This is a genomic window from Polaromonas sp. UC242_47 (genome assembly GCF_044452385.1).
Lineage (GTDB): Bacteria > Pseudomonadota > Gammaproteobacteria > Burkholderiales > Burkholderiaceae_C > Polaromonas.
On sequence record NZ_JBIOAO010000003.1, the window covers coordinates 328,553 to 350,493 of the forward strand.

Sequence of the window (21,941 nt, forward strand, 5' to 3'; positions counted from 1 at the left end):
GCGGGGCTTGGCCACTTATGCCCCCAACCCGACAGTGATCAGGCAAGCCGCGACGATTACGGCGCGGCGAAGCTCGGCCAGGTCGAAGGCGCGGGCGCAATCTCGGTCAGAAAAGACGGCGGTTACCGCGCTTTCCCAGCAGGCCTGGCGGTCCGCGCCCAGCACTTCATAAGTCGGCAACGGCTTACCGTCAAAGGTCTTGCCTCCACCAGTTCGGCAATAGGCTGCATACGCCATGCGGGCGGCCGCGTCAGCGTCGAGCAGTTCGGCCAGCTCATGCGGCCGGGCGTGGGGAAAGAGCGCCCGGTCGAGCCAATAGCCGCCCCAGCCGCCGAGTGAGAGCAAGTGCGCTTTGTAGAGCGTGACAGCGACCAAGTTGCCCGGCGCCTCGGCTTGCAGCAGAAGCGCCAGACCCATCAGCACAATGGTCAGCACCAGCCAGACCAGCATGCGCGGAAGTTTGAGAACATGATTGACTCCAGACGTTAAAGAGGGCTCTTCGATGAGAGCCCTCAGTGTCTGGAATCAGCGCGCTTTAATCTTGGTGAAGCATTTCACCAGAGGGGCTACTTGTCTGGCGCTTGTGCTTTCAACTCTTCAATTAAATCAAACAGTCGTTGCTTGGCGTAACGCATCCCGTCAGGGGCGAGCCCACAGCGCCGTGGTATTCAATTGCCCATTTCAGGGAGTTCATTTGGGTGCCGCAATGCATTTCCAATTTCCCAAATGTGCGCAGCAATGCATTGCCGGCCTTCTTGGTCAGATATGGATGAAAGTCATTTATCGCGGGGCGCACGCTTTTCAGCAACGGCTCGACCAAATAATGCAAGCCACCGGCTGTCCAGTGCTGGTCTATCGGCGGGAGATTTTCCTTCGCTCGATTCAGGGCAATCCTGAAAGTGGCAGCAGCCGCCGCCCGCCGACCCACCGCCGCTTGGTTCAAGCCAATGCGGTAAGAGAGTAGCGCCGTGATCGGCAAACTCAGCAGGCTCAGAATCCAAAGCTCACCCTGCGAGAACATGACCCCTAATATTTCCATGGTCGGATCACGAGTTCACCTTAAGGCGGTACGCACGATGCCTTGCCGCTCATCGACCCACAGTCCATACCGCTGCTTACCTTGGTACTCAGCGTAAGGCTCTAGCTTGCCTGTCATGGCGTCTTGCAGCGCCAGAGCTGCAATCATGTTCGGGCTGGGCCGTAGGCGATCAACATTCACTGTTTTGCGTAGTCCATCAATATCCATGGCGCTAATCACCTTGATGATCTCGCAGGGTGCGGCGCACTCATAAGCCGTCAAAATACTGGTCTGCCTCGCGTGTATCTGATGCTTGCCGTCGCGCTGGCCGGCATAGCTGAACATCACAATTTCTGCACTGGCCTTTCCTGCTTTTCGCTGGTCATCAGTGAGCAGCACGGTGTAACCATAGTCCACGCCCTCCTTCAAGTCGTAATTGTGTTCACGAACAACTGCGGCAGATTGCAACGAAGTGGGCGGCTGTTGAGCCTGGTTTTTTGGGCCAAGGACAAATAGGTAATACAACAGCAAACCGACGGCCGCACCAATGGCCGCCGTAATGATTTTTTTCGTGATTGGTTGCAGCGATTGCCCGCTTTGAATGTTATCTGCCATGGCTATTTCCCTTAAAAATTACCACTCATGAGTTGAGGCCACAACGCGGCCAAGGATAGATACATCCGTCGTCTTGCTCAGATCGATGTCATATGGTCGGTAAGACTGGTTCTCGCTGCTCACTCGCAGAATGCCGTCGGGCAGCAACTGCGCGTATTTCACCAGCAGTTCGTCGCCCTGTCGCAGCACATAGGCGAACCCGCTTTTTGGAGTGGTCTGCGACATGTCGATCAGCACCTGGTCGCCGTCTGACAGCTTGCCAGTCATGGAATCTCCAGACACGTCGATCACCCGGAGCTGAGAAGCCTGCAGGCCTCTTTTGTTTAACCAGCTCTTGCGAAAGCAAAGCCCATATATTTCAGCGCCTTCACCGTTGACCGCGCCAGGGCCAGCGCTGGCCGCAACGTCATGCCGGGGAATCACCACGAAGTCGTCGTTTGCTGCAGCCTTGGACCGCCTGCCTGTGATCACGTAGGCGGTATCAACGCCCAGGCTGTCCGCCAGGGAGAAGTACTCGCCGTCTGGCGATCGTTCTCCAACCTCGTAATTGAACTGAGACGTTTTGCTTACGCCGCATTTCGTCCCGAACTCTTTTTGCGCAAGACCTAGCCGCTCGCGCTCTTCCCTCAGGCGTTCACCTATTCCCACGTTTGTTGACCCTGTTTGTTCTTGTGGTTCGTTCACGGTTAATTCACGGTGAATCAAAAACGAGAGTATCGCACCCACAAAACGGTCTGCATAGCCCCCGCAAGTACTTCATTCCGGTTACTAGATCACATCGATTCAACAAAAAGGCACCAAATCACTTGTGTTACCCGTTTTGTTGAACTATGATCAACAACAGTTCAATAACAGCTAATCCACTGTCAACAAAAAGGGCTATATGGAAATGAAGAAACAGAAAATGTCCACAAACGCGAACGTTCCCACGATCCGCGCAAAGACGCCGCAAGAGGCCAAGCAACTGCTGCAGGCCAAGGGTGTGACCCTCAAGCAGTTCGCCGCCAAGCACGACTTCGACTACCGCACCGTCTCCGAGGTGGTGCGCGGCGTGAATAAGGGCCTTTACGGCGAAGGCCACAAAGTGGCCGTGGCTTTCGGCCTCAAGAAGGCGGCGTGATCATGGCAAAAAAACCATCCACAGCCGTCACCGAAGCAAATCCCCGGACTGTCCGGGCTTTTGATTTCAGCCCCGCAGACGCCGAAGCCGCCCAGCAAATGGGCATCGTCGTCGGTGGCCCGGCCGCTGACCGCATCACGCGGGCGGTCGTCTCGTACAACATGGCCGCACGCCTTGCTGTTGAATCCGGTTATTTGTTGCTGTCGGTCAAGGGCGAGCTGGAGCACGGTGACTTCACCGCAGCCCTTGAAGAAACGGGTCTTTCAAGCCAGCGCGCATCAGAGTTGATGCGCATGGCCAAGTTCGCCACCAGCCTGCCAGATGCCCAGCGGGCTGACATGCTCAGCATGCCGAAATCCAAGGTGTTAATGCTGGCCAGCGCTGACCCGGCTGTCATTGAAGACCTTTTGAGCGACGAAGAAGCCGGCGATCTTGATGCCCTGAGCGTGCGTGAGCTACGCCAGCGCATCAGCGACCTGAAGGCTCAGGCCACCGACCTGTCGGTGCAGGTGGAAACGGCCGAGGCTGAGCGAGACGGTGCCCTGAAAAAGCTCAAGAAGCGCAACCAGCGCGACGAAGACGACCAAGGCGTGCCGCTGGTGATCGCCGACATTCGCGCCGAAATGGCCAGCCTTGTCAAAAAGGCAGAACTGGCAGTGACGTCCATGTACCCGGTGGGCGTCGAAGCCGTGACCTTGAGCGGCCACGCCGAGGCCAGCGAGTGGGTCAAGCCGACCCTGCGCCTTGGCCTGTCCGGTCTGATGGCTGTTCGCGAGCTGATCGACGGCTCCATCAAGAGCTACGTCGAGGCGATGGGCGAACAGGCCGAACGCCTTGCCAGCAAGCCCGACGCGCTGGCCTTTCTTGACGAATCTGAGATCAAGGGTGTCGCCGAAGACTGGACGCAGCTGACCGCATTGCACAGCCACGAAGAGGCGCTGCGCAAGCACGAACGCGACCAGGCCAAGCCCAAGGGCAAGGGCCGCCCCCGCTAAGGCACCAGAGGCACCAGGGAGCAAAAAATGAGCAAGTCCAGGCCTAAGCAAATTGTCGTTGACTACGCCCGCGAGAACTGCACCCCCGAGTTTGTCGAGGGCTGCGCGCGGCGCGGTGTCGAGGTCGTTTACCGAACGCCCATCCACAAGAGCAAGGAAGAACGTGCCATGCGCGCCGCCCAGGCTCATCCCGCCAGGCCAAGGCCTGAGGCCCGGCTGTTCCACCCCACCCCCAATAGGTGAAACACATGGGCTCAGTTCAGGCATTGACCAAACAAATCCGACACATGAGTGACCTCCCTGCGGCGCTGAACCCGGACGACCACTGGGCCTGCGCAAACGAAGATCAGAAGCGCGTGGCCGGATTCCTCGAATCGCTGCTCAAGCCGCTGGACGAGCTGGTGGACGGTGGCGCGAGCATCAACAACGTCGCAGCCCTGTTCGTCAGCCAGTCAGCGGCGGGCAAGCTCGACAGCCGCATGCGCCACCTGATGACGCTGGTGGGCTGGGAGACCGTCTCCGTGCCCACGATCAAGCGCGCCCTGTCTGCCTACCGCAAGGAAGGCGTGACCGGGTTGCTGCCGAAATACAAAGGCCGGGTCCGTCAGGACTACGGCTGGGAAGTGCGCGCCGTCGCGCTCTACAACCTGCCGGGCAAGCCGGGCTACGCCGACGTGGCTTTCAAGCTGATTCAAGAAGGCTTTGAAGACGTGACCGAGAGCCGCGTAGCGCGCTACCTCAAAGCCATGCCTGCCACCCTTGGCAAGTTCAGCCCGGCCCGCATTGGCCCGCACCTGCACAAGCTCCGGCGCCAGAAATTTCAGCGGCGCAGCCTGGAGGAAGTGCTGGTCGGCGAGATATACGCAGGCGACGGCCACACCGTTGACTGCTATGTCGGCCACCCCAACACGGGCAAGCCTTACCGCCCCGAGCTGACGGCCTTCATCGACATCAAGAGCGGCTACATCGCTGGCCTGTGGTTCACAGAAAGCGAAAGCGGCGTGTCCACCCTGTTTGCATTGAGCCAGGCCCTGCGCATGCACGATCACGTCCCTGCATGGGTGTACGTTGACCGGGGCGCGGGCTACCGCTCCAAGATGCTCAGCGACGAGGTCACCGGCTTTTACAGCCGGTTCGACATCGGCATGATCAGCGCGCTGCCGGGCAATCCGCACGGCAAGGGCTGGATTGAGCGCTGGTTCCGCACCTGTCGCGACAAGCACGACAAGTTCTTTGCCGGTGGCCAGGTGTACTGCGGCGACGACATGGCGCCGGAGACCAATCGCCGACTGAGCGCTGATCTCAACAAAAAAGACCCGACGCGCAAGCTGCCCAGCCTTGCCGAATACGTCACCAGCTTCATGCAGTTTCTGGAGGGCTATCACAACGCCCCGCAGGACAAGCTCGGTGGTCGTACCCCGGCACAGGTCTGGGCAGGCCTCAAGCCGGTCAGCGTCGAGCTGAGCATGGACAGCGTCGTCAGGCCGCGTGAAGAGGTCAGCGTCGGGCGCCAGAGCATTCGCCTGCACAACCGCTTTTACTTCGCCGAGGCCCTCGCCCTGTTCGACGGCAAGAAGCTGCAGGCCGAGTACGACCTGTTCGACGACAGCCGCGTCTGGCTGTTCGATGAGAAGGGCCGCTTCGTCATGGAAGCCTTGCTGGCCAACACCATCGGCGTCTTGCCCACCAGCCGTCTTGAGGAAGGCCGCGACCGCCGCGCTGCGGGCCAGCTCAAGCGCCTCGAACGCAAGGTCGAGGAGGTACGCCAGCGCCGTGCAGACCCCATCACAGCCGAGACACAGGTGGCCGCCATCGAGTCCCTGCGCCCCGCGCTCCCTACCGCTGCCCCTGTGCAGTCGGCCGAAGTTTTCGAGATCGATTTACTCACTTGGAGGAAAGACAAATGACCACCCCCGCAAATGTCCAGCCGTCCCTTCCTGCCATGGGCAAGAAGGTCACCAGCGCCTATACGCCAGAAGACACCGCCAAGGCCGCAGCCATCAACAAGTGGCTGGAGGATCACAAACAGTCGAAGGCTTGGCTCTGCAAAAAGTCGAGCATCCCCAACGGCACGCTGAGCCAGGTGTTGTCTGGCAAGTACGCCACCAGCCCCACACGCCAGCTCAACACCATGCAGGCCGTGCTGGCCACAGAGACCGAGCGACTGGACGACGGCACGCCCGGCTACGTCAAAGGCAGCGTGCACAAGCTGCTGTCGGTGGTGTGCGACCGCACCCGCAAGCACCAGAACTTCGGTGTCATCACGGGCTACGTCGGCGTCGGCAAGAGCCGGTTCCTGAAGGAATACGCGGCCACCAGCCATTTGACGCTGCTGATCGAAGTCAGCCCAAACATGACGCCCGGCGTCCTGATGACCGAGCTTCTCATGCAGTTGAACAACGCCATCCCGAACGGCCTTGACCGCAAGTTCCGCGAGCTGGTGCGAGTCCTCAAGGAAACCAACTACCTGATCATTGCCGACGAAGCCGAGAACATGAGCGCCAGCGCGCTGCAGCACCTGCGCCGCATCCGCGACATGGCCATGATCGGTGTGGCGCTGGCCGGCACGGAAAAGCTCACCGGCCTGATCAAGCCCGAGCATGGCCAGTTCGACCAGGTGCGCAGCCGCGTCGGCATGTGGCCCGAGACGATCAAGGCGATCAGCCGCGACGACGCCGACGACATGGCCCGTGCAGCGCTCGGCATGGAAGACCTGAGCGACGAAGTGCTGGCCACGCTGTGGGAATACTCCCAAGGCAGCGCCCGCGTGTTGAACGAGAACCTGGTGCCCGCCATCAAGGACTACGGGATGGGCACCGTGCCGCTCAGCGCCAAGCTGATCGAGACCATCGCCGCCAAGGTGCTGTTCATGACCAAGAAACGCGCCGAGGGGGTGAAGTGATGGCGGCCCACCGTCCCAACTGGATCGAGCGCCGTGCGAGCCGTTTGGTGGCCGGGTTCGGCATCGACCGCACCACGGCCCTGATCGAGGCGGAGCAGGATTGGCAGAGCCTGCACGGCACCGCTCCCCGCAACTGCTGTGACCAGAAATGCCTGGATGGCGGGCGCTGCGCGTCATTCGCTCCCGGCGTGGTGGAAGGCCCCTACCGGCGCTCAATGGGCCGCAGGGCAGCTACCCAAGCCCGAGATGCCTTCGAGAGTGCGATGGGCGGCTTGCTGCTGTTTTGGGACTACCTGAAGGGGCCACGTCCATGACCAGCACAGCCCGTCACATCGACCAATCCGCCCGCATGGTCTGGCTGAGCCTGCGCCGTGCGGCCAGGCCGATGACCGTCAACGAGCTGGTCATGCACTGGAAGCCGGTTTTCGACGCCGTCCAAATGGAAGACTGCCTCAACCGGCTGACCGCTACTGGCCACGCCTCGGCCTGCGCCTTCCCGCCTGCGCGCCGCGTGGCAGGTGACCGAGGCCAACCCATCGCTGCCGGGCTATGGCGACGCCAGCAACCGCGAATGGTGCCGCACAGGGGCTACCGCATGAGCACCGCCAACCTGATCAACACCTGCGGCGTCTGCGGCGCCGAGGAAAGCCTGGACGGCCTGCTGCTGCGCATGATCGATGACGACCAGGTGCGCCACCTGATCGCAGCCGTGGTCACTGACAGCCTGCCGCTGGGCGGCATGGTCGTGCGCGATCCGCGTCTGCACAAGCCACCCAAGCAAAAGCTGCGTATCGGCGTGGTTGGCAGGCTGCTCGCCGAGCTGGCGCCGACATACAGCGCAACAGCATCGAGCGTACTGGCCGCACCTGGCTGGTCAACGGCGACAGCTGGAAGGCCGCATTTCAGGCCGTCTTTGACGCCCATGACAAGGGCACGCTGAGCGTGCCGCTGCAGGGCAATGGCTACCTCTACCAGGTGCTGATGCGCCTGGCCGACAAGGACGAGGCCGCGCAGGAAAAGCAGGTGGACGCCACGCGCCGTGGCCGTACCAACCAGGCCGGCGCCACAAGCATTGGCGAGGTGCTGGACCGCGTAGAGACACAAGCTCCGGCACCAGCGGCAGACGACCCACAGCCACCGGCACCGCCACGCGCCAAGGTGGAGAGCCACCTGGTGCGCCAGATGAAAGCCGAGCTGGCCGCCAAAGGCAAGGGGCCGCAGCCATGAACCGCGTGCCTGCATTCGACGGCCTGCAGATCAGCCTGCTGGCCCTGCTGCCCAAGGACGGCACACCCGTCACCGTGACCACGCTCGCCGAGACCACCGCCGCAGAGCCCAGCGCCGTGATCGAGGCGCTGCTGGACCCGTTCATGGCGGGCAACGTGATTTTTGACGTCCGGTGCTGATGCCTATTCGGCCCAGCGCGGCGGGAACGATTTACCAACTGAGAGGAAAGCATGACTACTGAGAAACTCACCAAAGACCCGGTGCCTGCAGGCTACTGGCGCGACGCCAACGATGCCCTGATCCCGATCACCAAGGTCAAGGCCATCGACAAGGACCGCGACCGCGTGGTGCGTGACCTGTGCGTCGAGGCACAGAAAGCCAGCGCCGCGCTGCTGGCCTTCAAGCTGACCGCGATGCAGTCCGTCATCGACTTTGTCAACCGCAGCCTGGCAGAGTACGACGCCAAGCTGGGCGGCAAAAAGGGCAACGTCACGCTGTTCAACTTTGACGGCAGCTTCAAGATCGTTCGCGCCATGCAGGAAAACCTTGTCTTTGACGAGCGCCTGCAGGCCGCCCAGTCGCTGATCGCCGAGTGCATCGCATCCTGGTCGAAGGGCAGCAACGACAACATCAAGGTCCTGGTCAATCAGGCCTTTCAGGTGGACCGCGCCGGAAGATCAACACGGGCCGCGTGCTTGGCCTGCGCTCGCTGAAGATCGACGACCCCAAATGGCTCAGGGCCATGGCCGCGATCAGCGACAGCACCAAGACTGTCGGCACCAAGGCACACATCCGGTTTTATTCCCGCGACGACATGAGCGGCGAATACATCCCGATCCACCTGGACCTCGCCTCGATATGAAGTCCTTCCAGCAGCTCGCGCAAGCGGCCTATGAGGCCTACCAGGCGGAAGGGGTCAAGCAAAACGGCGGCAAGCCCTTTCCGTGGACCGACCTTGAACCGGGCACCAGGCCTGCTGGGTCAAGGCAGTCCAAAAGGTTGTTGCAGAGGTCGCGGCAATCCAATGAATCGAATGTCTCCCTGATCACGACCGGACGGCTGGAAACTCGTCAAGACGGCCTGATCTTTATGCCCCGAGGCTTCGGCCTCGGGCCTTTTTTAAAGCCCTGTCACATCCCGTTTTACAGGGCTTCAACAAAGGAGCGAATCCATGACGAAACGCAGCAGGCCCCGCAAGTGCCAATGAAAAAGGCCATCCGGGTCACCATTGAAAAGGTGATCGAGATTGAGCTGATGCCATCCATGTTCGGCGGCCTCACTGAGGACGAGTACATCGTCCAGTTCAAGCGAGGGCTCTGGACATCAACGGGATGGACGATATCTACACCTACGCCGCCCGGATGGCGGCTCACCATGACGGGGGCCTTACCCACGACGGTCTGGGCCTGCTCGCCGCGCACTACAGCACCTACCCACGGGTCCCCGACGTGAAGTTCCGCATCGTTGAGGAATCGACCGAGGACGAGATCATCGAGGGCGCTACTGACACAGCAAAGCGCCCAACGATCTGGAATGACCCCACCGGCGCCGCCGAGTCGCAAATATGGGATGAAGGACAGGGTCGCTACCGGAGCATGACCGACGCAGAGCACGCCGAAAACAACAAGCCGGAGACCACATGATCAATGTCGCCGATCTGTTCTCAGGCATGGGCGGGTTCAGCCTGGCTGCCCGTATGGCCGGGTGCCGTGTGATCTGGGCGGCCAATCACTGGCGCGAAGCGGTGGACACACACCAGGCCAACCACCCAGAGGCGGAACACGCCTGCCAAGACTTGCACCAGCAAGACTGGTCAGCCGTGCCAGATATGGACTTGTCGCTGGCGTCGTCGGCATGCCAAGGCCACACACCAGCCCGTGGAAAAGAGCGCCCACACCATGACGCCGCCCGGTCTACGGCGTGGGCCGTCATCAGCGCCATCGAAGCCAAGAAGCCGCTGGCCGCACTTGGTGGAAATGTGCCGGCCTTCTTGTCGTGGGCTTTGTACCCGGCGTGGGTGGCCGCACTCAATGCGCTGGGCTACTGGTAGCGCCGCACCTGTCCGACGCCGCCGACCACGGCGTACCGCAGAACCGCGAACGCGTGATGCTGGCCATCACGAAGTCCAAGCATCCCATTGCGTTGAACGTGCCCATCTGCCCGCACAGGCCCGCGTCGTCCTTCATTGACTTTGACGCCGGTCGGTGGTCGCCCATCAACAAACCGGGCCGGTCGGCGAACACGCTGGCCCGTATTGCGAGCGGGCGGCGCGCCCACGGCGAGCGCTTTCTGGCACCGTACTACGGCAGCGGCTCCGGCACCACGGGCCGCAGCCTGGACAGGCCCATTGGAACCATCACAACCCGCGACCGCTGGGCCGTCATTGACGGCGACCGCATGCGGATGCTGACCAAGGACGAAAACCGCGCAGGCATGGGCTTCCCCGTTGACTACGTGCTGCCACGTAGCCACAAGCTCGCCGTCCACATGCTCGGTAATGCCGTCGCTCCATGGCAGGGCCGTGACGACATCCTCGCGCTGAAAGCTGCCCTATGAGCACAACCGACGTGATCCGCAAGCGCGAGATCGCGCTGATCCAGTTGGCCAAGGCTTTCTTTGCCAAGCGTGACGGCATGACGGACGACGACTACCGCGCTGTCATGCTGCAGCTGACCGGACAGAGCAGCTCGGCCAAGCTGGACGCTGCCGGCCGGGACAAGCTGCTGCAGCACTTCAAGGCCAAGGGATTCGTGGTGATCGCAAAGACCGGCGCGGCCAGCCGTGAGCGCGGTTTCATCCGCGAGCCGCAGGTCAAGAAGCTGCTGGCCATGTGGTACGCCCTGTCCGAGGCGGGAGCGGTGGCGCGCCCGGCTTCGCACACGGCCTGCAGCGCAGCCGTCGAGGCGTGGGGCAAGGAACAACTGGCCGCCCACCGCCTCGGCCCCATGGACGCGCTGCGCTTCGCTACTGGCGAGCAACTGAATCATCTGGTCGAGGCCATGAAGCTCTGGGGTCAGCGCGTTAAAGCAAACATCTATTGACTGACATGACCCGCCACATCCCCACACTCACCACCCAGCCCGAGGCGCTGCCTGCGGCCGTCCGTGAACTGGCGCGGGTGTTGGGTGACGCCGACGCGATGCGCCTGATCGGCTCCATGCCAGGCGCCCGCATATCGGTGCCCAAGCCGGACAAGGCCAAAGAAGACCACCCTCTGCGCATGGCGCTTAGCCCGACCGGTTTTGAGAAGCTGGTCGCCGAGTGGGGCGGCGGTATGCTCGAAGTGCCCAAGGGTGACGCCTACCTTCGCCGACTGCGCCACGACCATGTGCGCCAATGCCGCGAGCAAGGCCTGACCTTTGACGAAACCGCCGAGGCCACCGGCTACAGTCGGCGCCAGGCCATCAACATCATGGGCGGCGATGCCAGCATGACGGACATGAAAACCCGCGATATGTTCGATGAGCTTGAAGAGCCCGAGAACTACGCCGGGCGAGCCAACGACCCCTTCGGTCGGGCAAACCGGCCTGACGACCGGGCCGGGCAAGCGAAACGGCTTTCAAAACCGCCGCAAACCCCTTCAAAACCGCCGCGCAGGACCTGCGCGGCACCACTGAGGCTCTAACAGCCTCCAGGCCCGCCAAGGGCCTGATTTCACAACACCCTCAAAACTGCCTCTGTTCGATCAATGGCCTTTGGCGCCTGGTCGGGCAAATGACCCATAATTGCGACGTTGCCCAGAAAAAGTGGGCGACCGGGTGTGAGAGCCCGTTGAGACGCGGCAAGAGGCCGCAACCCCGCACTGGTTTGCGGCTTCTTCCTTTGGGCGCCAAGTTTTTGGCGGCCCGAATGGGAGGGGCGCAAGCTCCTGCCGGTAACGCCAAGCGTCTCCCGGCTCTCACACCTGTTCGGGCCGCCGCCACCATTTGATGTGGTTGCGCCGTTTGTTCAATTTCTGAGACGACGCGGCATTTATGAATAAAGCAGTTTCCTTTGATCAGCCCACAGTGCAGGCGATCCATGTCACCACTGAACAGCAGCGTCGTGCATTCCGTGTGGTGGACGCCGTTGACGAATTGCATAACCAGCTCGGCGCGCTGCGCGCCGTGCAGCAGCTGACGACCAATGACAAGGCGGGCTCTCTGGAAAACCTCCCTCAATTGCAGCGCGGCGACCTTGCCACGCTGTTGTCAGTGGTCAGCGCTGACCTTGAAGCCCATTGCGCCAAGGCCCGCGAAGCGGCAACGCGGGCAGCCAAAGGCGACGTACCGCCACCACGCCCGTCCAGGGCGTTTCCCAGAGCCTCGTAAAGCCAATACGGTGAAACGCTTCACCAAGATTTAGCGCGACCGTCTGGCACAGTCGGGGCATGAGTAAAGCACCAACCAAGAAAAGCCCGGTCGCCAAAGCTATTGATGCGACCGTCAAAGGCCTGCGCGGCTTTGTCGAGGTCTTCAAGACCGGCACGCACACCGACAGCAAGGGCCGACAGGTCACCTTCAGCAAGGCCGACGTCGAGCAGATGGTGGACAACCACAAGCTCGGCGCCGCGCCGGCCGTCATCGGTCACCCCAAGGACACCGCCCCGGCATATGCCCAGGTGGCCGAGTACAAGCTGGAAGACGACGGGCGCCTGTTCGCCAAATTCGACAAGATCAACCCGGCCTTTGAGGCTGGCGTCGATTCCGGCGCCGATTACAACCGTTCGCTTTCCGTCATTAAGGACAAGGTCCACGGCTGGCGCGTGCGCCATGTCGGCTGGCTGGGCGCCGCGCCGCCCGCCATCGACGGACTGCAGCCGGTCGAGTTCGCAGCCGACGACGAAACCTGCTTTGAATTCGCCGCGCCTGGCTATTCCCTAGTCCGGGCCTGGAGAGCGCCGCCAAGCTGCTGCGCCGCCTGCGCGACCGAATGATCGAAAAGGACGGCCTGGAGGCCGCCGACGCGACCCTGCCGCAATGGGAAATCGACTCGATGACTGAAGCGGCCAGCACCGCCCGCGCCCAGTTCAACGACGACAAGCCCGCATCCCTTTTCAACCAACCGACCGAGGACGAAACCATGATCACTCAAGAGCAACTCGACGCCGCCGTGGCACTGGCCCGCAGCGAGGGCGAGACCGCAGGCAAAAAGGGCATGGTCCCTGAAGCCGAATTCAGCGCCGCCCAAACTGAACTGACCGACCTGAAGAAGGCCGAGCAGAAAACCCGCATTGCCGGCCTGATCAAGGGCTGGAAAGACAAAGGGCTTGTGCCGCCCGCCAACGAAGCCGGCCTGTACGAGTACATGGCCCAGTTGGAAGACGCGGGCCAAGAGTTCAGCTTTTCCAAGGCCGAAGGCGGCGAAGGCAAGAAAACCCCGGCGCAGTTTTTTGCGGATTTCATGGCCGCGCAGCCGCCTGTCATCAAGATCGGCGGCAATGGTCGGGTAATCGACGAGGGCGCGCTGGACGTCAACAACACGGAGGCGGTGACCAAGGCGGCCAACGACTTCATGGCCGGCTGAAGAAAAAGAAGGCCGGACCATCAGTGCGGCCAACGCGGTGCAACACGTCATCCGCACCGCTACCGACGCCAAGTAAGCCAGCACCGACCATCCCCGCCCTTCCAACCATCCACGAACACTTCAGGAGCATTTCAATGTCTGCACCTCTTCAACACCGGAGCGTCCTTGCCCAAGCGGCCATCGCCGGTTTTCTGATCATCAAGCACGGCACCGTCGACAACTCGGCAGCGCTGGCCACCGCCGCGACCGACAAGCTGATCGGCACCAACGACGCCCTGGGTAAGGACGTCGGCGAACAGGTGGACTACCCCACCACGGGCACTGGCGAGGTGAAGTTGGGCGCCGCCGTGACGCGGGGCGACCCGATCACCGCCGATGCGTCCTCCAAGGGCATCACGGCGGCACCGGCTGCCGGCTCCAACGTTCGCATCATCGGCTTCGCTCTGCAGAGCGGTGTGCTGGACGACGTCATCGACTACCAGATCGCCCCCGGCGTGATGCAAGGCTAAACAGCCATAGCACCCGCCAGTACCTGACCCGAACCAGCCTCAAGCCAACCCAAATTTTCTAGGAGCAACCATGTCGAAAGCGCCTTTTGTAGTAACTCCCGTCCTCTGCGCCGTCGCAGTGGCCTATAAAAATGGGGCCATGATCGCCGATGGCGTTCTGCCCCGTGTGCCCGTCGCGGCGCAGAACTTCAAGTACAACAAGTTCCCACTGGGTGAGTTCTTCAGCCCGCCCGAGACCAAGGTCGGCCGCAAAGGCCAGGTCAACCAGGTCGAGTTCACATCAACCGAAACGCCGGACTCCACCGAAGACCACGGCCTGGATGATCCCATCCCCAATTCGGACAGCATGAACGCTGCGGCAATGCCCGGCATGCCCGACCCCAAACTGCGCGCCGCGCAAGGTTTGACCGAGTTGATTTTGGTGAAGCGCGAAGCACGCGCCGCCAGCCTGGTTTTCAACGCCGCGAACTATGGCGCGGGCAACAAGCAGACGCTGGTCGGCCAAGCCCAATGGAGCGACTATGCCAACAGCAACCCGCAAGCCGACATCCTGGCAGCACAAGACGCCATGATCATGAAGGGCAACATCGGTGTCATTGGCCGCGCCGTTTGGACCGTGCTGCGTCAGCACCCCAAGATGTGCAAGGCCATCTTCGGCAACAACACAGACGCCGGCATCATCAGCCGCCGCCAGTTCGCCGACCATTTCGAACTGGACGAGCTGTACGTCGGCGAAGGCTGGTTGAACACCGCGCGCAAGGGCCAGGCGCCCGCCATGACGCGGGTCTGGGGCAAGAGCTGCGCCATCCTTCACCGCAACATGAGCGCTGACACCGAATTCGGCATCACCTTCGGCTTCACCGCCCAGTTCGGCCCCCGCGTAGCCGGTGAGATTGTCGATCCGGACATCGGTCTCCGAGGCGGTGTGCGTGTCCGCGTCGGCGAGTCCGTCAAGGAACTGGTTACGGCTCCAGACTTGGGCTATTTGTTCAGCGCAGCGGTCGCGTAGGGATTCAAAGGAGCCGCTAGGCAGCACCTGTGAAGCGCCAGAGCCGGGAGTTGGCGAAAGCGCAGAGGTGAACGCAAGGCGGGTGGCTAACCCCAAGCCCCCGCCATTTGTTTATTGACAGGAGTACGACATGGGAAAGCTAAACGAAGAGGCGGTGCTGGTGGACATCATCGCAATTGAGCCAATTCGGTTCAATGGCCGCGTCCACCCGACCGGCGCCCGCGTCAAGGGGCTCACTCAGCAGCAATCCGACGAGCTGGAGGCCATGGGTCACGCCAGGCCGGCTACCGACGAGGACGATGCCATCGAAGAGGCCGGTAGCGCGGTTGGCAGCCCTGCCGCGCCAGGCCCCGATGCAAACGCTGCAGGTGCCGGCACGCTGATCTCGCCGCCGGTTGCAGCAGCGGTCGCAGAGGCCAAAGCCTCCAAGCCCGCGACCAAGACGGCCCCTGCAAAAACTGCCGCCCGAAAGACGGCCCGCGCCTGATGCCCTACGCCACGCCCCAGCAAGTCATTCAGGCCTACGGTCTGAAGGAAGTCACGCAACTGCTGGCCGATGAGCAGGACTTGCTCACCGAGCAGCTTCTGACTGACGCCATTGCAGAAGTGTGGACGGGTGCGCCGAGCCAGGAGGAAAAGGACGCTGCTACTGGGGCGCTGGCGCGGTTCGTGCGAAAGATCGAAACGAGCAGCAGCTTCATGGACGGCTACCTTCGCAACGCCGTCACGCTGCCGCTGTCGGCCGATGACGTCAACATCGGCACGCTTAATGAGTGCTGCATGGCCCTGGTGCGCTGCAGCCTGTCTGATGATCCTGACAACGCCACCGAGCGCATGGACGATTGCTGCAACACGTGGCGCGCTTGGCTCAAAGACGTGTCACGCGGCACCGTTCAGTTGGTCAATCCGGCTGGTGAAACGTTGCCCGGCAAAAGCCGCATCCGCTTCGGACCGGCCGCCAGCTCCTACAACTGGGCCGCGCACAAGGTGGCACGATGAGCGGCGTTTATTCGGTCTGGGGCGCGGGCTCCCAATCTACCCATATCAAGCAAACGCTGGACACCACGCCCATCACGCGGCACCTGCGCGGTCTTGAGCGGCTCAACAACTCGCATTTCATCGCCGTGCGCCGCGAGATCGGCGAGTACATGCTGGGCAACGTGCAGGACAACTTCGACGGTCAGCGCCTGTTTGACGGCACCGCCATGCCGCCCAGCAAAGCCGCGCAGGGCCGCACCACGCACTGGAAGGCCAACAACCGCAGCAAGGGTCGTGTCAGGGGCAACGCGCGCGCCGCAGGCAAGACGCTGATCGACCGGCACCATCTGTATGACAGCTACGTCTACCAGCTCGCGGGCAGCGGCGTAGAGATCGGCTCGGCGCTGATTTATGCGGCCATCCATCACTTTGGCGGCGAGACCGGGCGGCTCGGCCACCGCTTCACCATGACGGCCAGACCCGTGCTGGGCGTGGCGCCCGCGCAGGAACGCGCCATCGGTGACTTCATGGTCGCCGCGATTGGGCGTATCCAATGAGCGGCGTGTTGTTGCTTGAACAGGCCGTGGCCTACGTGCGCGCCAGCTTTACCAAGGCGCAGGTCAAGGACGTGCGCGCCTACGCGGGTGAGTTCTCGACCGCTGAAATGAAAAACGTTAGCTACAACTGCCCGGCCATCCTGATCAGCCTGCTCGGCTGGAAGAAGCCGGACGAGGGCGGGCGGTTGACAGGCCGGCACGCCAAGAACCACCGCATGGTCGCCTTTGTGGTGACCAAGAACGCCAAGAGCCGCGAGGCGCGCATGACGGAAGCGATGCGCCTGGCCGAAGACCTGTCTGCGCTGCTGCGCCAGTGGGCGCCTATGGCTCAACAGCCCTACGCCAGCGCCATACAGGCGCAGGGCGTCACCATCGTGGACTGGACGATGAGCCGACGTGCGAGAACCTTTACAACCGCGCCGTCGATGAACAGGGGCAGGCGCTCTGGATGGTGGACTGGTATCAGTGCGCCAAGGGCGTGATCCCGCTCAACCAGGAGCGCCCTGATGCGCCCTACGCGGACAGGCCGAACATGCGCCACGTCGAGATTTACGACACCGCCCGAGGCGGCCAAGCGCCTGGCGACACGCCTGACACGAGCATCGTCCCCGATGTGCAGGAAAAAATTGATTTTGAAAAACCCTAAAGGAGCTGACATGGCCAAAAACGACACGCAAGCCGCTACATCACAAATCGCCGCGCTGGCCGCTGGAACCATCGGCATCAGCGGCAAGCCGAAGACGCCGCTACCCATGCCTGCGCTGGGCTCAACCTGCGGCGTGATGGTTGCCGAGGGCCAGGTGCTGGTCAACAACGAAACCGGCGCCCGTTTCGAGGAAGGTAAGGAGACGCCGCAAACGGTGACGGTCACCACGCTGCGACGCCTTGAAGACGGCTGCCTGGTGCGCGTGAGCTGAAGCGGAACTTAAAGCGGCCTCAAACGCCTTTCAAAACCTTTTAACTGGAGCCTACCCATGTCACTGCCCAACCTCTTTAGCCTCGGCTTTCTGCTGCCGGGCGTCGCCGCAAAGATTGACTTTTCCCGGCGCCATTCGCGGCATGCGGCGGCATGCCCCGTCGCGTGCTGCTGATCGCCCACAAGCTGGCGGCCGGCACCGCCGCCACAAACTCCATCCTGACAGTGACGACGGACTCCGACGCTGTGACTCTGTTCGGTGAAGGCTCGCTGATGTGATCCTGTGGCGCGCCGCGAAAGCGAACGCCGACCGTGGCCTGCCCATTGACACGATTCGGATCGCTGAAGGCACCGCGGCCGTCAAGGCCAGTAGCACGGTGGTCATTGCGACCGCAGGCGCTACGCTGGGGACTTCTGGCGAGTTCATGTTTTACATCGCCAGCCAGCGCATCAGCTTTGGCGTTATCGCCTCGGACACGCCGACGACGATTGCCGCCAAGCTGGCTGCCGCAATCAGCGCCATTCCGAAGCTGCCCGTGACCGCCGCGACGAACGCCAACCCCGGCGAGGTGGTTGTTACCTGCAAATGGGGCGGCCCTACCGGCAATGACATTAGCTTGGTCACGCAGCACTATGCCGACGACTACCTGCCGGTTGGCCTGACCGTCACTCTCCCGGCTATGACCGCAGGTGCGGTCGCACCGGACGTGACGCCGGTCATCCAGAAGATGCTGGGCTATCGTGCGACCGAGATCGTGAACCCTTTCACTGACAGCGCCAACATGGGACTGCTGGAAACCGAAATGGCCGTGCGCTGGTTGCAGAACAACATGCGGGACGGCGCAATCGTCGTCGGAGCGCGTGGCACCGAAAGCGCTTTGACAACGCTTCTTTCGACCCGCAACAGCCCGCACGTGCACACCATGACCACCTGCAAGGACTTGACCAGCCCTTGGGAAACCGCCGCCATGGCTGGTGCCGCCATCGAGAGCAGCGCAGCCATTGACCCGGCCATCCCACCCACATCGCTGCTGGTCGGCTACGTTGGCCCCAAACAGGGCGACGACCTCACCGACGACCAAAAGGGCAACCTGCTGGCGCTTGGCGGCTCACCGTTGCAGATCGACCAGGATGGCACGGGTCGCCTCTGGCGCATGGTGACGAACTACACGCAGACGGCGGGCGGCGCGCCCGACCGCAGCATGGCGAACTTGATGTGGATCAAGACCATGAGCTACTACCGCTGGTTCCGGGTGACCGAGTTTCAGACGAAGTACACCGGCTACAAGTTGGCGCAGTACATCACGATCCGATCCCTGGCCAGAAGATCATGACCAAGGAGCTGGGCGAGGAAATCATGCTCGGCTTGTACAAGCTCTTCTGCGATGCCGGGCTGTGCCAGAACATGCCTTACTACCAGAAGACGATCGTGGTCGAGGTGGACGGCCCGAACGAAAAAGCTGAAAGATTCTGGACGAGCCGGTCATCGTGACGCAGCACTACCAGACCGAGATCACCAGCAACGTCATCGCTGGCCAGGTCTAGGCAGCAACAAACCTTTCAACTTCAGGAGAGATAAATGGGAACTGAAAACATGCTGCTGCACATCGACCAGATCACGGTCGATGGAAAACCACTGCCTTTCGAAGACGGCTCTGGCATCGCCTCCGGCTTTGCGAGCTTCACGAACACCGTGGTGCCCAGCGCCAGCGGTGATGACTTTGAAAAGCGCGCCCGCGCGCCGCGCATCTTCAAGGCAAAAATCCAGTTCGGCAGTAACCAGCAGCCGGGCGACTACAACAAGCTGCGCGGCATCCAGATCACGGCCCGCGACAGCCAGACTGGCCGCCGCTGCCTGATGACCAAATGCAGCTTCGGCGAGATGGGCGACCTCGGCGGCGGCTCGGTGGACATCACGTTTAACGTGCTTTCTGAGCCGCAATGGCTCTAAAGGGATAGTTTGCGATTCGGTGCAAGTCGCACCGAAATGAAGAAGGCTGGGTAATACCGGCCTTTTTCATCGGCGCGGTGAAGTGTTTCACCAAGACCCAAAGCGCCTGCAGCCGGACACTGCATGCATGACCGAACAAAGCACCCCCAATGCCGAGTCGTCCCCCGCAGTGCGGATCGACAACCTCTACAAACTCGTTCCAGCCGACGGGCTCAAGCTGGAAAGCGGCGGCAAGGACATCCTCTACAAGGTCGTCAGCCTGCGCGACACCAACGTAGCCGACGAACGCAAGGCCGAGGCGCTGTCCGAGCGCGCGATGATGGTGGGCGGTGGTTGGAAGCTGCTGGTCAGTGACTCCAATTTCAAACACGTGCTGAACATGCTGCACATCGAATCGTTTCATTGCGACGACACGGCGATCCCGCGGGGCTGATTGATCTGGATATGTACGACAGGCTCCGTCCCGCGACCTTGAGCTGATCGAACAGCGCATCTTCTTGCTGACACTGGCCAGCGAAGTGCGGTACGGCAACATCACGCAGGCTGAGTTTGACAGCGCCGTCGCTGGCGCGTCAAAGCCGATCAATTCGCCCCCACAGCATTCGGGCCAGGCTCCAACAGTGGGAGCGGTTGCTGACCTTCCTGAGTCTGGCCCTTCACTGCTCGCCGACTTCGCTGGAAGTTCTGCCGAAGGCCAGACTTAAGGCGATGGTCAAGCAATTGACCAAATCGAAATGACCCGCCATGCGTGAGTTAAAGCTGAAGTATTTTCTTGAGCTGGCCAGCAACATCGGCTCCAAGGCGCGCACCGAGGCGCAGGCGCTGGAGCAGTCGCAAGCCGCCATCAAGTCGTCGGTGGACAAGACCACGGGGTCTTTTGTGAAGCTGGACACCGCTTACCTGCGCTTCCTGAACAACACCGGCACCGAGCGGCAGATCGGCTACATGCAGCGCCTGGCGCGGTCGGTTGACCATGCGCACGCCCGGATGGAACGGCTGGGCGCGACGGCCGTCAAGCTGGGAAAGGCCGGTGCTGCAGGGTTTGCGGGCTATCAGGCGGCTAAAGCGGTTTTGGCGGAGCCGCTCAAGATTGAACGGACCTATGAGCGCTCTCTGGCTGACGCGGCCAACATCGCCTTCCCATACGGCTCACGCAAGCAGGGTATGGCGGCCATGAACAAGCAGATTGAAAGTGCCGTGAGCAGCGGCGGCGGGACAAGGGATCGGCCCTCAAGGCGATGAACGACCTGTACGCGGCGAACATCGACAAGGACGTTGTGGAATCCGGTGCTGCCGCACATGCAGAAATACGCGACGTCGGGCAACGCTGATCCGGCCAACATCGCCCAGCTCGTGATTTACGGCCTGCGGTCGCTCAAGCTCGACGCAAAGGACATTCCCCTGATGCTGGACAAGACGCTGCAGTCAACCAAGGGGGCAGCATGGAGTTCGACAGCCTGGCCAAGTGGATGCCACAGGTCGGCGCTGCGGGTAGCATGGCGGGCCTGCGCGGCATGAAGGGCTACGAGTCCATGCTGGCAGGCGTGCAACGTTCTCGTCTGACCGCTGGCACCAAGGACGAGGCGGGCACGAACTTTAAAGACCTGCTGTCCATGATCAATGGCCACGCGCTGATGACGGCGGCCAAGAAACTTGGCATCAGCCCTTCGGACGCCATTGCCAAACATATTGCCGAAGGCGGCGATGCGATCACCGGCATCGTTGGCCTTGCCGACCGCGTGGCAAACAGTGACCCACGCTACATGGCCCTTGATAACAAGCTGAAGGCCGGGGGCATTGCCAGAGATAAAGGTGGCCAGCCGCTGTACACGCCCGAGCAGCAAGAAATCATGCAACAGCAGGCGGCGCTTTTTCAGGGTAGCGCCTTGGGAAAGCTGTTCCACAACCAGCAGTCCATGCAGGCGCTGGTGGCGCTGCGGAACAACCGCGACTATTACAAGGATCAGATCGCTGCCACGGGCCTGGCCAAGGGCCAGATCGGCGGACAGGACTTCGAGACCATCGCCCAGACCAATGACTACAAGATGCAGCAAAAGGCCAACTCGGAGCTTTTTGCGCAGACCAGCAGCACTGGTGGGCTCAACGCGGCGCTTGGCAAATTTGCCGAGGGCACAACCGCTTTACCAAAAATACCCCGAGTTCGCCCAGCACATCGAAGGCGCAAAGCTGGCTGTCGGCTGGACTTGCCGCAGCCGCTGGCGGCGCTGCAACTGCGCTGGCCGTTCTTGGTTTGTTAGGGGCAAAAAACGCCGGGGACTTCCGGGTTTGGCGGGCCAGGGGGTGGGCTGCCACGTGCCGGAGGTTCTCCCGGCGCCTTCCCCGTGTTGGAGGGCGCTACGCCCGAGCCGGGTGAGCGCCGGGGGGAAGTGGCAGGCGCAATGCGCAGCCTGGGCTGGATGGGCTCAGGGCTGGCGTTGGCCAGCGAACTGTTGATGACAAGCGACGCGGACATCGCCACGCTCAATGCGGCTGATGCTCGTAAAAACGGGGATGGACTGAGAGGCAAGGGCTACAACGACCCGCGCCTTTCAGCCCACAACCCCAGCATCGCCGACCAGGCGATGGCCATGGGCGAGACCACGAAGATTGAGCTGGGCGAGGCAAGCTGGCCGTGGACG

At 62.0% G+C, this 21,941-nt stretch carries 38 protein-coding genes and 1 pseudogene; 35 read left to right on the forward strand and 4 right to left on the reverse strand.

What is annotated here, in order from left to right; all coding sequences use genetic code 11:
* Positions 1-15 precede the first annotated feature (15 nt).
* From ACHMXK_RS23260 to ACHMXK_RS23275, 4 genes are all read right to left on the reverse strand, one after another.
* Positions 16-450, reverse strand: coding sequence for a putative holin (locus ACHMXK_RS23260; RefSeq protein WP_397443071.1), 435 nt, complete (start codon positions 448-450; stop codon positions 16-18).
* A gap of 151 nt (positions 451-601) precedes the next feature.
* Positions 602-1,039: a hypothetical protein gene (locus ACHMXK_RS23265; protein WP_397442755.1), complete on the reverse strand. Its 438-nt coding sequence runs from the start codon at positions 1,037-1,039 to the stop codon at positions 602-604.
* Positions 1,040-1,054: 15 nt separating this feature from the next.
* Positions 1,055-1,633 carry a hypothetical protein gene (locus tag ACHMXK_RS23270; protein ID WP_397442754.1) on the reverse strand — a complete coding sequence of 193 codons (579 nt, stop codon included), beginning with the start codon at positions 1,631-1,633 and terminating at the stop codon, positions 1,055-1,057.
* A gap of 18 nt (positions 1,634-1,651) precedes the next feature.
* On the reverse strand, positions 1,652-2,317 hold the full coding sequence (locus ACHMXK_RS23275) for a S24 family peptidase (RefSeq protein WP_397442753.1): 666 nt from the start codon (positions 2,315-2,317) through the stop codon (positions 1,652-1,654).
* A gap of 220 nt (positions 2,318-2,537) precedes the next feature.
* On the opposite strand from ACHMXK_RS23275, the gene ACHMXK_RS23280 reads away from it, so the two are divergent.
* The 35 genes and pseudogenes from ACHMXK_RS23280 to ACHMXK_RS23450 form a co-directional block, all read left to right on the forward strand.
* On the forward strand, positions 2,538-2,753 hold the full coding sequence (locus ACHMXK_RS23280) for a DNA-binding protein (RefSeq protein WP_397442751.1): 216 nt from the start codon (positions 2,538-2,540) through the stop codon (positions 2,751-2,753).
* A gap of 2 nt (positions 2,754-2,755) precedes the next feature.
* Positions 2,756-3,748: a hypothetical protein gene (locus ACHMXK_RS23285; protein ID WP_397443072.1), complete on the forward strand. Its 993-nt coding sequence runs from the start codon at positions 2,756-2,758 to the stop codon at positions 3,746-3,748.
* A gap of 27 nt (positions 3,749-3,775) precedes the next feature.
* The gene (locus ACHMXK_RS23290) at positions 3,776-3,991 is read left to right on the forward strand and encodes a hypothetical protein (RefSeq protein WP_397443073.1); all 216 of its coding nucleotides are present in this window, start codon (positions 3,776-3,778) and stop codon (positions 3,989-3,991) included.
* A gap of 44 nt (positions 3,992-4,035) precedes the next feature.
* Positions 4,036-5,655 carry a Mu transposase C-terminal domain-containing protein gene (locus tag ACHMXK_RS23295; RefSeq protein ID WP_397443074.1) on the forward strand — a complete coding sequence of 540 codons (1,620 nt, stop codon included), beginning with the start codon at positions 4,036-4,038 and terminating at the stop codon, positions 5,653-5,655.
* Entirely contained in the window at positions 5,652-6,650 is a 999-nt protein-coding gene (locus ACHMXK_RS23300) for an AAA family ATPase (protein ID WP_397443075.1), read from the forward strand. Before ACHMXK_RS23295 ends, ACHMXK_RS23300 begins: the two co-directional genes overlap by 4 nt.
* Positions 6,650-6,964, forward strand: a complete 315-nt coding sequence (locus ACHMXK_RS23305) for a hypothetical protein (protein ID WP_397443076.1) — start codon at positions 6,650-6,652, stop codon at positions 6,962-6,964. The genes ACHMXK_RS23300 and ACHMXK_RS23305 overlap by 1 nt, the downstream gene beginning before the upstream one ends.
* Complete coding sequence (locus tag ACHMXK_RS23310) at positions 6,961-7,590, forward strand: hypothetical protein (RefSeq protein ID WP_397443077.1); 630 nt, start codon at positions 6,961-6,963, stop codon at positions 7,588-7,590. The genes ACHMXK_RS23305 and ACHMXK_RS23310 overlap by 4 nt, the downstream gene beginning before the upstream one ends.
* A gap of 2 nt (positions 7,591-7,592) precedes the next feature.
* Positions 7,593-7,877, forward strand: coding sequence for a hypothetical protein (locus tag ACHMXK_RS23315; RefSeq protein WP_397442592.1), 285 nt, complete (start codon positions 7,593-7,595; stop codon positions 7,875-7,877).
* Positions 7,874-8,056 (forward strand): hypothetical protein, encoded by a 183-nt coding sequence (locus ACHMXK_RS23320; RefSeq protein WP_397443078.1) that lies wholly within the window; start codon positions 7,874-7,876, stop codon positions 8,054-8,056. The genes ACHMXK_RS23315 and ACHMXK_RS23320 overlap by 4 nt, the downstream gene beginning before the upstream one ends.
* Positions 8,057-8,107: 51 nt before the next feature.
* Positions 8,108-8,739: pseudogene (locus ACHMXK_RS23325) on the forward strand (DUF3164 family protein).
* Positions 8,736-9,329, forward strand: a complete 594-nt coding sequence (locus ACHMXK_RS23330) for a hypothetical protein (protein WP_397443079.1) — start codon at positions 8,736-8,738, stop codon at positions 9,327-9,329. The pseudogene ACHMXK_RS23325 and the gene ACHMXK_RS23330 overlap by 4 nt, the downstream one beginning before the upstream one ends.
* Positions 9,326-9,520 carry a hypothetical protein gene (locus ACHMXK_RS23335; protein WP_397443080.1) on the forward strand — a complete coding sequence of 65 codons (195 nt, stop codon included), beginning with the start codon at positions 9,326-9,328 and terminating at the stop codon, positions 9,518-9,520. The genes ACHMXK_RS23330 and ACHMXK_RS23335 overlap by 4 nt, the downstream gene beginning before the upstream one ends.
* Positions 9,517-9,927, forward strand: coding sequence for a DNA cytosine methyltransferase (locus ACHMXK_RS23340; RefSeq protein WP_397443081.1), 411 nt, complete (start codon positions 9,517-9,519; stop codon positions 9,925-9,927). Before ACHMXK_RS23335 ends, ACHMXK_RS23340 begins: the two co-directional genes overlap by 4 nt.
* Before the next feature lie 56 nt (positions 9,928-9,983).
* Positions 9,984-10,433: a DNA cytosine methyltransferase gene (locus tag ACHMXK_RS23345; RefSeq protein ID WP_397443082.1), complete on the forward strand. Its 450-nt coding sequence runs from the start codon at positions 9,984-9,986 to the stop codon at positions 10,431-10,433.
* Complete coding sequence (locus tag ACHMXK_RS23350; RefSeq protein WP_397443083.1) at positions 10,430-10,918, forward strand: regulatory protein GemA; 489 nt, start codon at positions 10,430-10,432, stop codon at positions 10,916-10,918. The genes ACHMXK_RS23345 and ACHMXK_RS23350 overlap by 4 nt, the downstream gene beginning before the upstream one ends.
* 5 nt (positions 10,919-10,923) lie before the next feature.
* On the forward strand, positions 10,924-11,502 hold the full coding sequence (locus ACHMXK_RS23355) for a hypothetical protein (protein WP_397443085.1): 579 nt from the start codon (positions 10,924-10,926) through the stop codon (positions 11,500-11,502).
* Positions 11,503-11,851: 349 nt separating this feature from the next.
* Entirely contained in the window at positions 11,852-12,187 is a 336-nt protein-coding gene (locus ACHMXK_RS23360) for a hypothetical protein (protein WP_397443086.1), read from the forward strand.
* A gap of 59 nt (positions 12,188-12,246) precedes the next feature.
* Positions 12,247-12,792, forward strand: a complete 546-nt coding sequence (locus ACHMXK_RS23365; RefSeq protein WP_397443087.1) for a hypothetical protein — start codon at positions 12,247-12,249, stop codon at positions 12,790-12,792.
* On the forward strand, positions 12,789-13,382 hold the full coding sequence (locus ACHMXK_RS23370; protein ID WP_397443088.1) for a hypothetical protein: 594 nt from the start codon (positions 12,789-12,791) through the stop codon (positions 13,380-13,382). Before ACHMXK_RS23365 ends, ACHMXK_RS23370 begins: the two co-directional genes overlap by 4 nt.
* A gap of 134 nt (positions 13,383-13,516) precedes the next feature.
* On the forward strand, positions 13,517-13,891 hold the full coding sequence (locus ACHMXK_RS23375) for a DUF2190 domain-containing protein (RefSeq protein ID WP_397436538.1): 375 nt from the start codon (positions 13,517-13,519) through the stop codon (positions 13,889-13,891).
* A 70-nt stretch (positions 13,892-13,961) separates the two neighbouring features.
* A complete protein-coding gene (locus tag ACHMXK_RS23380; RefSeq protein ID WP_397442603.1) occupies positions 13,962-14,900 on the forward strand; it encodes a phage capsid protein in 939 nt (312 codons plus the stop codon).
* 130 nt (positions 14,901-15,030) lie between these two features.
* Complete coding sequence (locus tag ACHMXK_RS23385; protein WP_397436545.1) at positions 15,031-15,387, forward strand: hypothetical protein; 357 nt, start codon at positions 15,031-15,033, stop codon at positions 15,385-15,387.
* Positions 15,387-15,899, forward strand: a complete 513-nt coding sequence (locus tag ACHMXK_RS23390) for a phage protein Gp36 family protein (RefSeq protein WP_397436546.1) — start codon at positions 15,387-15,389, stop codon at positions 15,897-15,899. The genes ACHMXK_RS23385 and ACHMXK_RS23390 overlap by 1 nt, the downstream gene beginning before the upstream one ends.
* Positions 15,896-16,435, forward strand: a complete 540-nt coding sequence (locus tag ACHMXK_RS23395) for a phage virion morphogenesis protein (RefSeq protein WP_397443089.1) — start codon at positions 15,896-15,898, stop codon at positions 16,433-16,435. Before ACHMXK_RS23390 ends, ACHMXK_RS23395 begins: the two co-directional genes overlap by 4 nt.
* On the forward strand, positions 16,432-16,917 hold the full coding sequence (locus tag ACHMXK_RS23400; RefSeq protein ID WP_397443091.1) for a hypothetical protein: 486 nt from the start codon (positions 16,432-16,434) through the stop codon (positions 16,915-16,917). Before ACHMXK_RS23395 ends, ACHMXK_RS23400 begins: the two co-directional genes overlap by 4 nt.
* The gene (locus tag ACHMXK_RS23405; protein ID WP_397443092.1) at positions 16,884-17,081 is read left to right on the forward strand and encodes a hypothetical protein; all 198 of its coding nucleotides are present in this window, start codon (positions 16,884-16,886) and stop codon (positions 17,079-17,081) included. Before ACHMXK_RS23400 ends, ACHMXK_RS23405 begins: the two co-directional genes overlap by 34 nt.
* A 10-nt stretch (positions 17,082-17,091) precedes the next feature.
* A complete protein-coding gene (locus tag ACHMXK_RS23410) occupies positions 17,092-17,352 on the forward strand; it encodes a hypothetical protein (RefSeq protein ID WP_397436552.1) in 261 nt (86 codons plus the stop codon).
* Between the two features lie 152 nt (positions 17,353-17,504).
* Entirely contained in the window at positions 17,505-17,630 is a 126-nt protein-coding gene (locus ACHMXK_RS23415) for a hypothetical protein (RefSeq protein ID WP_397443093.1), read from the forward strand.
* Positions 17,627-18,685 (forward strand): phage tail sheath subtilisin-like domain-containing protein, encoded by a 1,059-nt coding sequence (locus ACHMXK_RS23420; protein ID WP_397443094.1) that lies wholly within the window; start codon positions 17,627-17,629, stop codon positions 18,683-18,685. The genes ACHMXK_RS23415 and ACHMXK_RS23420 overlap by 4 nt, the downstream gene beginning before the upstream one ends.
* Positions 18,682-18,843, forward strand: a complete 162-nt coding sequence (locus tag ACHMXK_RS23425) for a hypothetical protein (protein ID WP_397443095.1) — start codon at positions 18,682-18,684, stop codon at positions 18,841-18,843. The genes ACHMXK_RS23420 and ACHMXK_RS23425 overlap by 4 nt, the downstream gene beginning before the upstream one ends.
* An 87-nt stretch (positions 18,844-18,930) precedes the next feature.
* Positions 18,931-19,302, forward strand: coding sequence for a hypothetical protein (locus ACHMXK_RS23430; RefSeq protein ID WP_397443096.1), 372 nt, complete (start codon positions 18,931-18,933; stop codon positions 19,300-19,302).
* Between the two features lie 127 nt (positions 19,303-19,429).
* The gene (locus ACHMXK_RS23435) at positions 19,430-19,735 is read left to right on the forward strand and encodes a hypothetical protein (RefSeq protein WP_397443097.1); all 306 of its coding nucleotides are present in this window, start codon (positions 19,430-19,432) and stop codon (positions 19,733-19,735) included.
* Positions 19,736-20,046: 311 nt separating this feature from the next.
* Positions 20,047-20,544, forward strand: a complete 498-nt coding sequence (locus ACHMXK_RS23440; protein WP_397443098.1) for a hypothetical protein — start codon at positions 20,047-20,049, stop codon at positions 20,542-20,544.
* Positions 20,545-20,744: 200 nt separating this feature from the next.
* Entirely contained in the window at positions 20,745-21,560 is an 816-nt protein-coding gene (locus tag ACHMXK_RS23445) for a hypothetical protein (RefSeq protein ID WP_397443099.1), read from the forward strand.
* Between the two features lie 141 nt (positions 21,561-21,701).
* The coding region (locus ACHMXK_RS23450) for a hypothetical protein (RefSeq protein WP_397443101.1) at positions 21,702-21,941 on the forward strand (240 nt) is incomplete at its 3' end.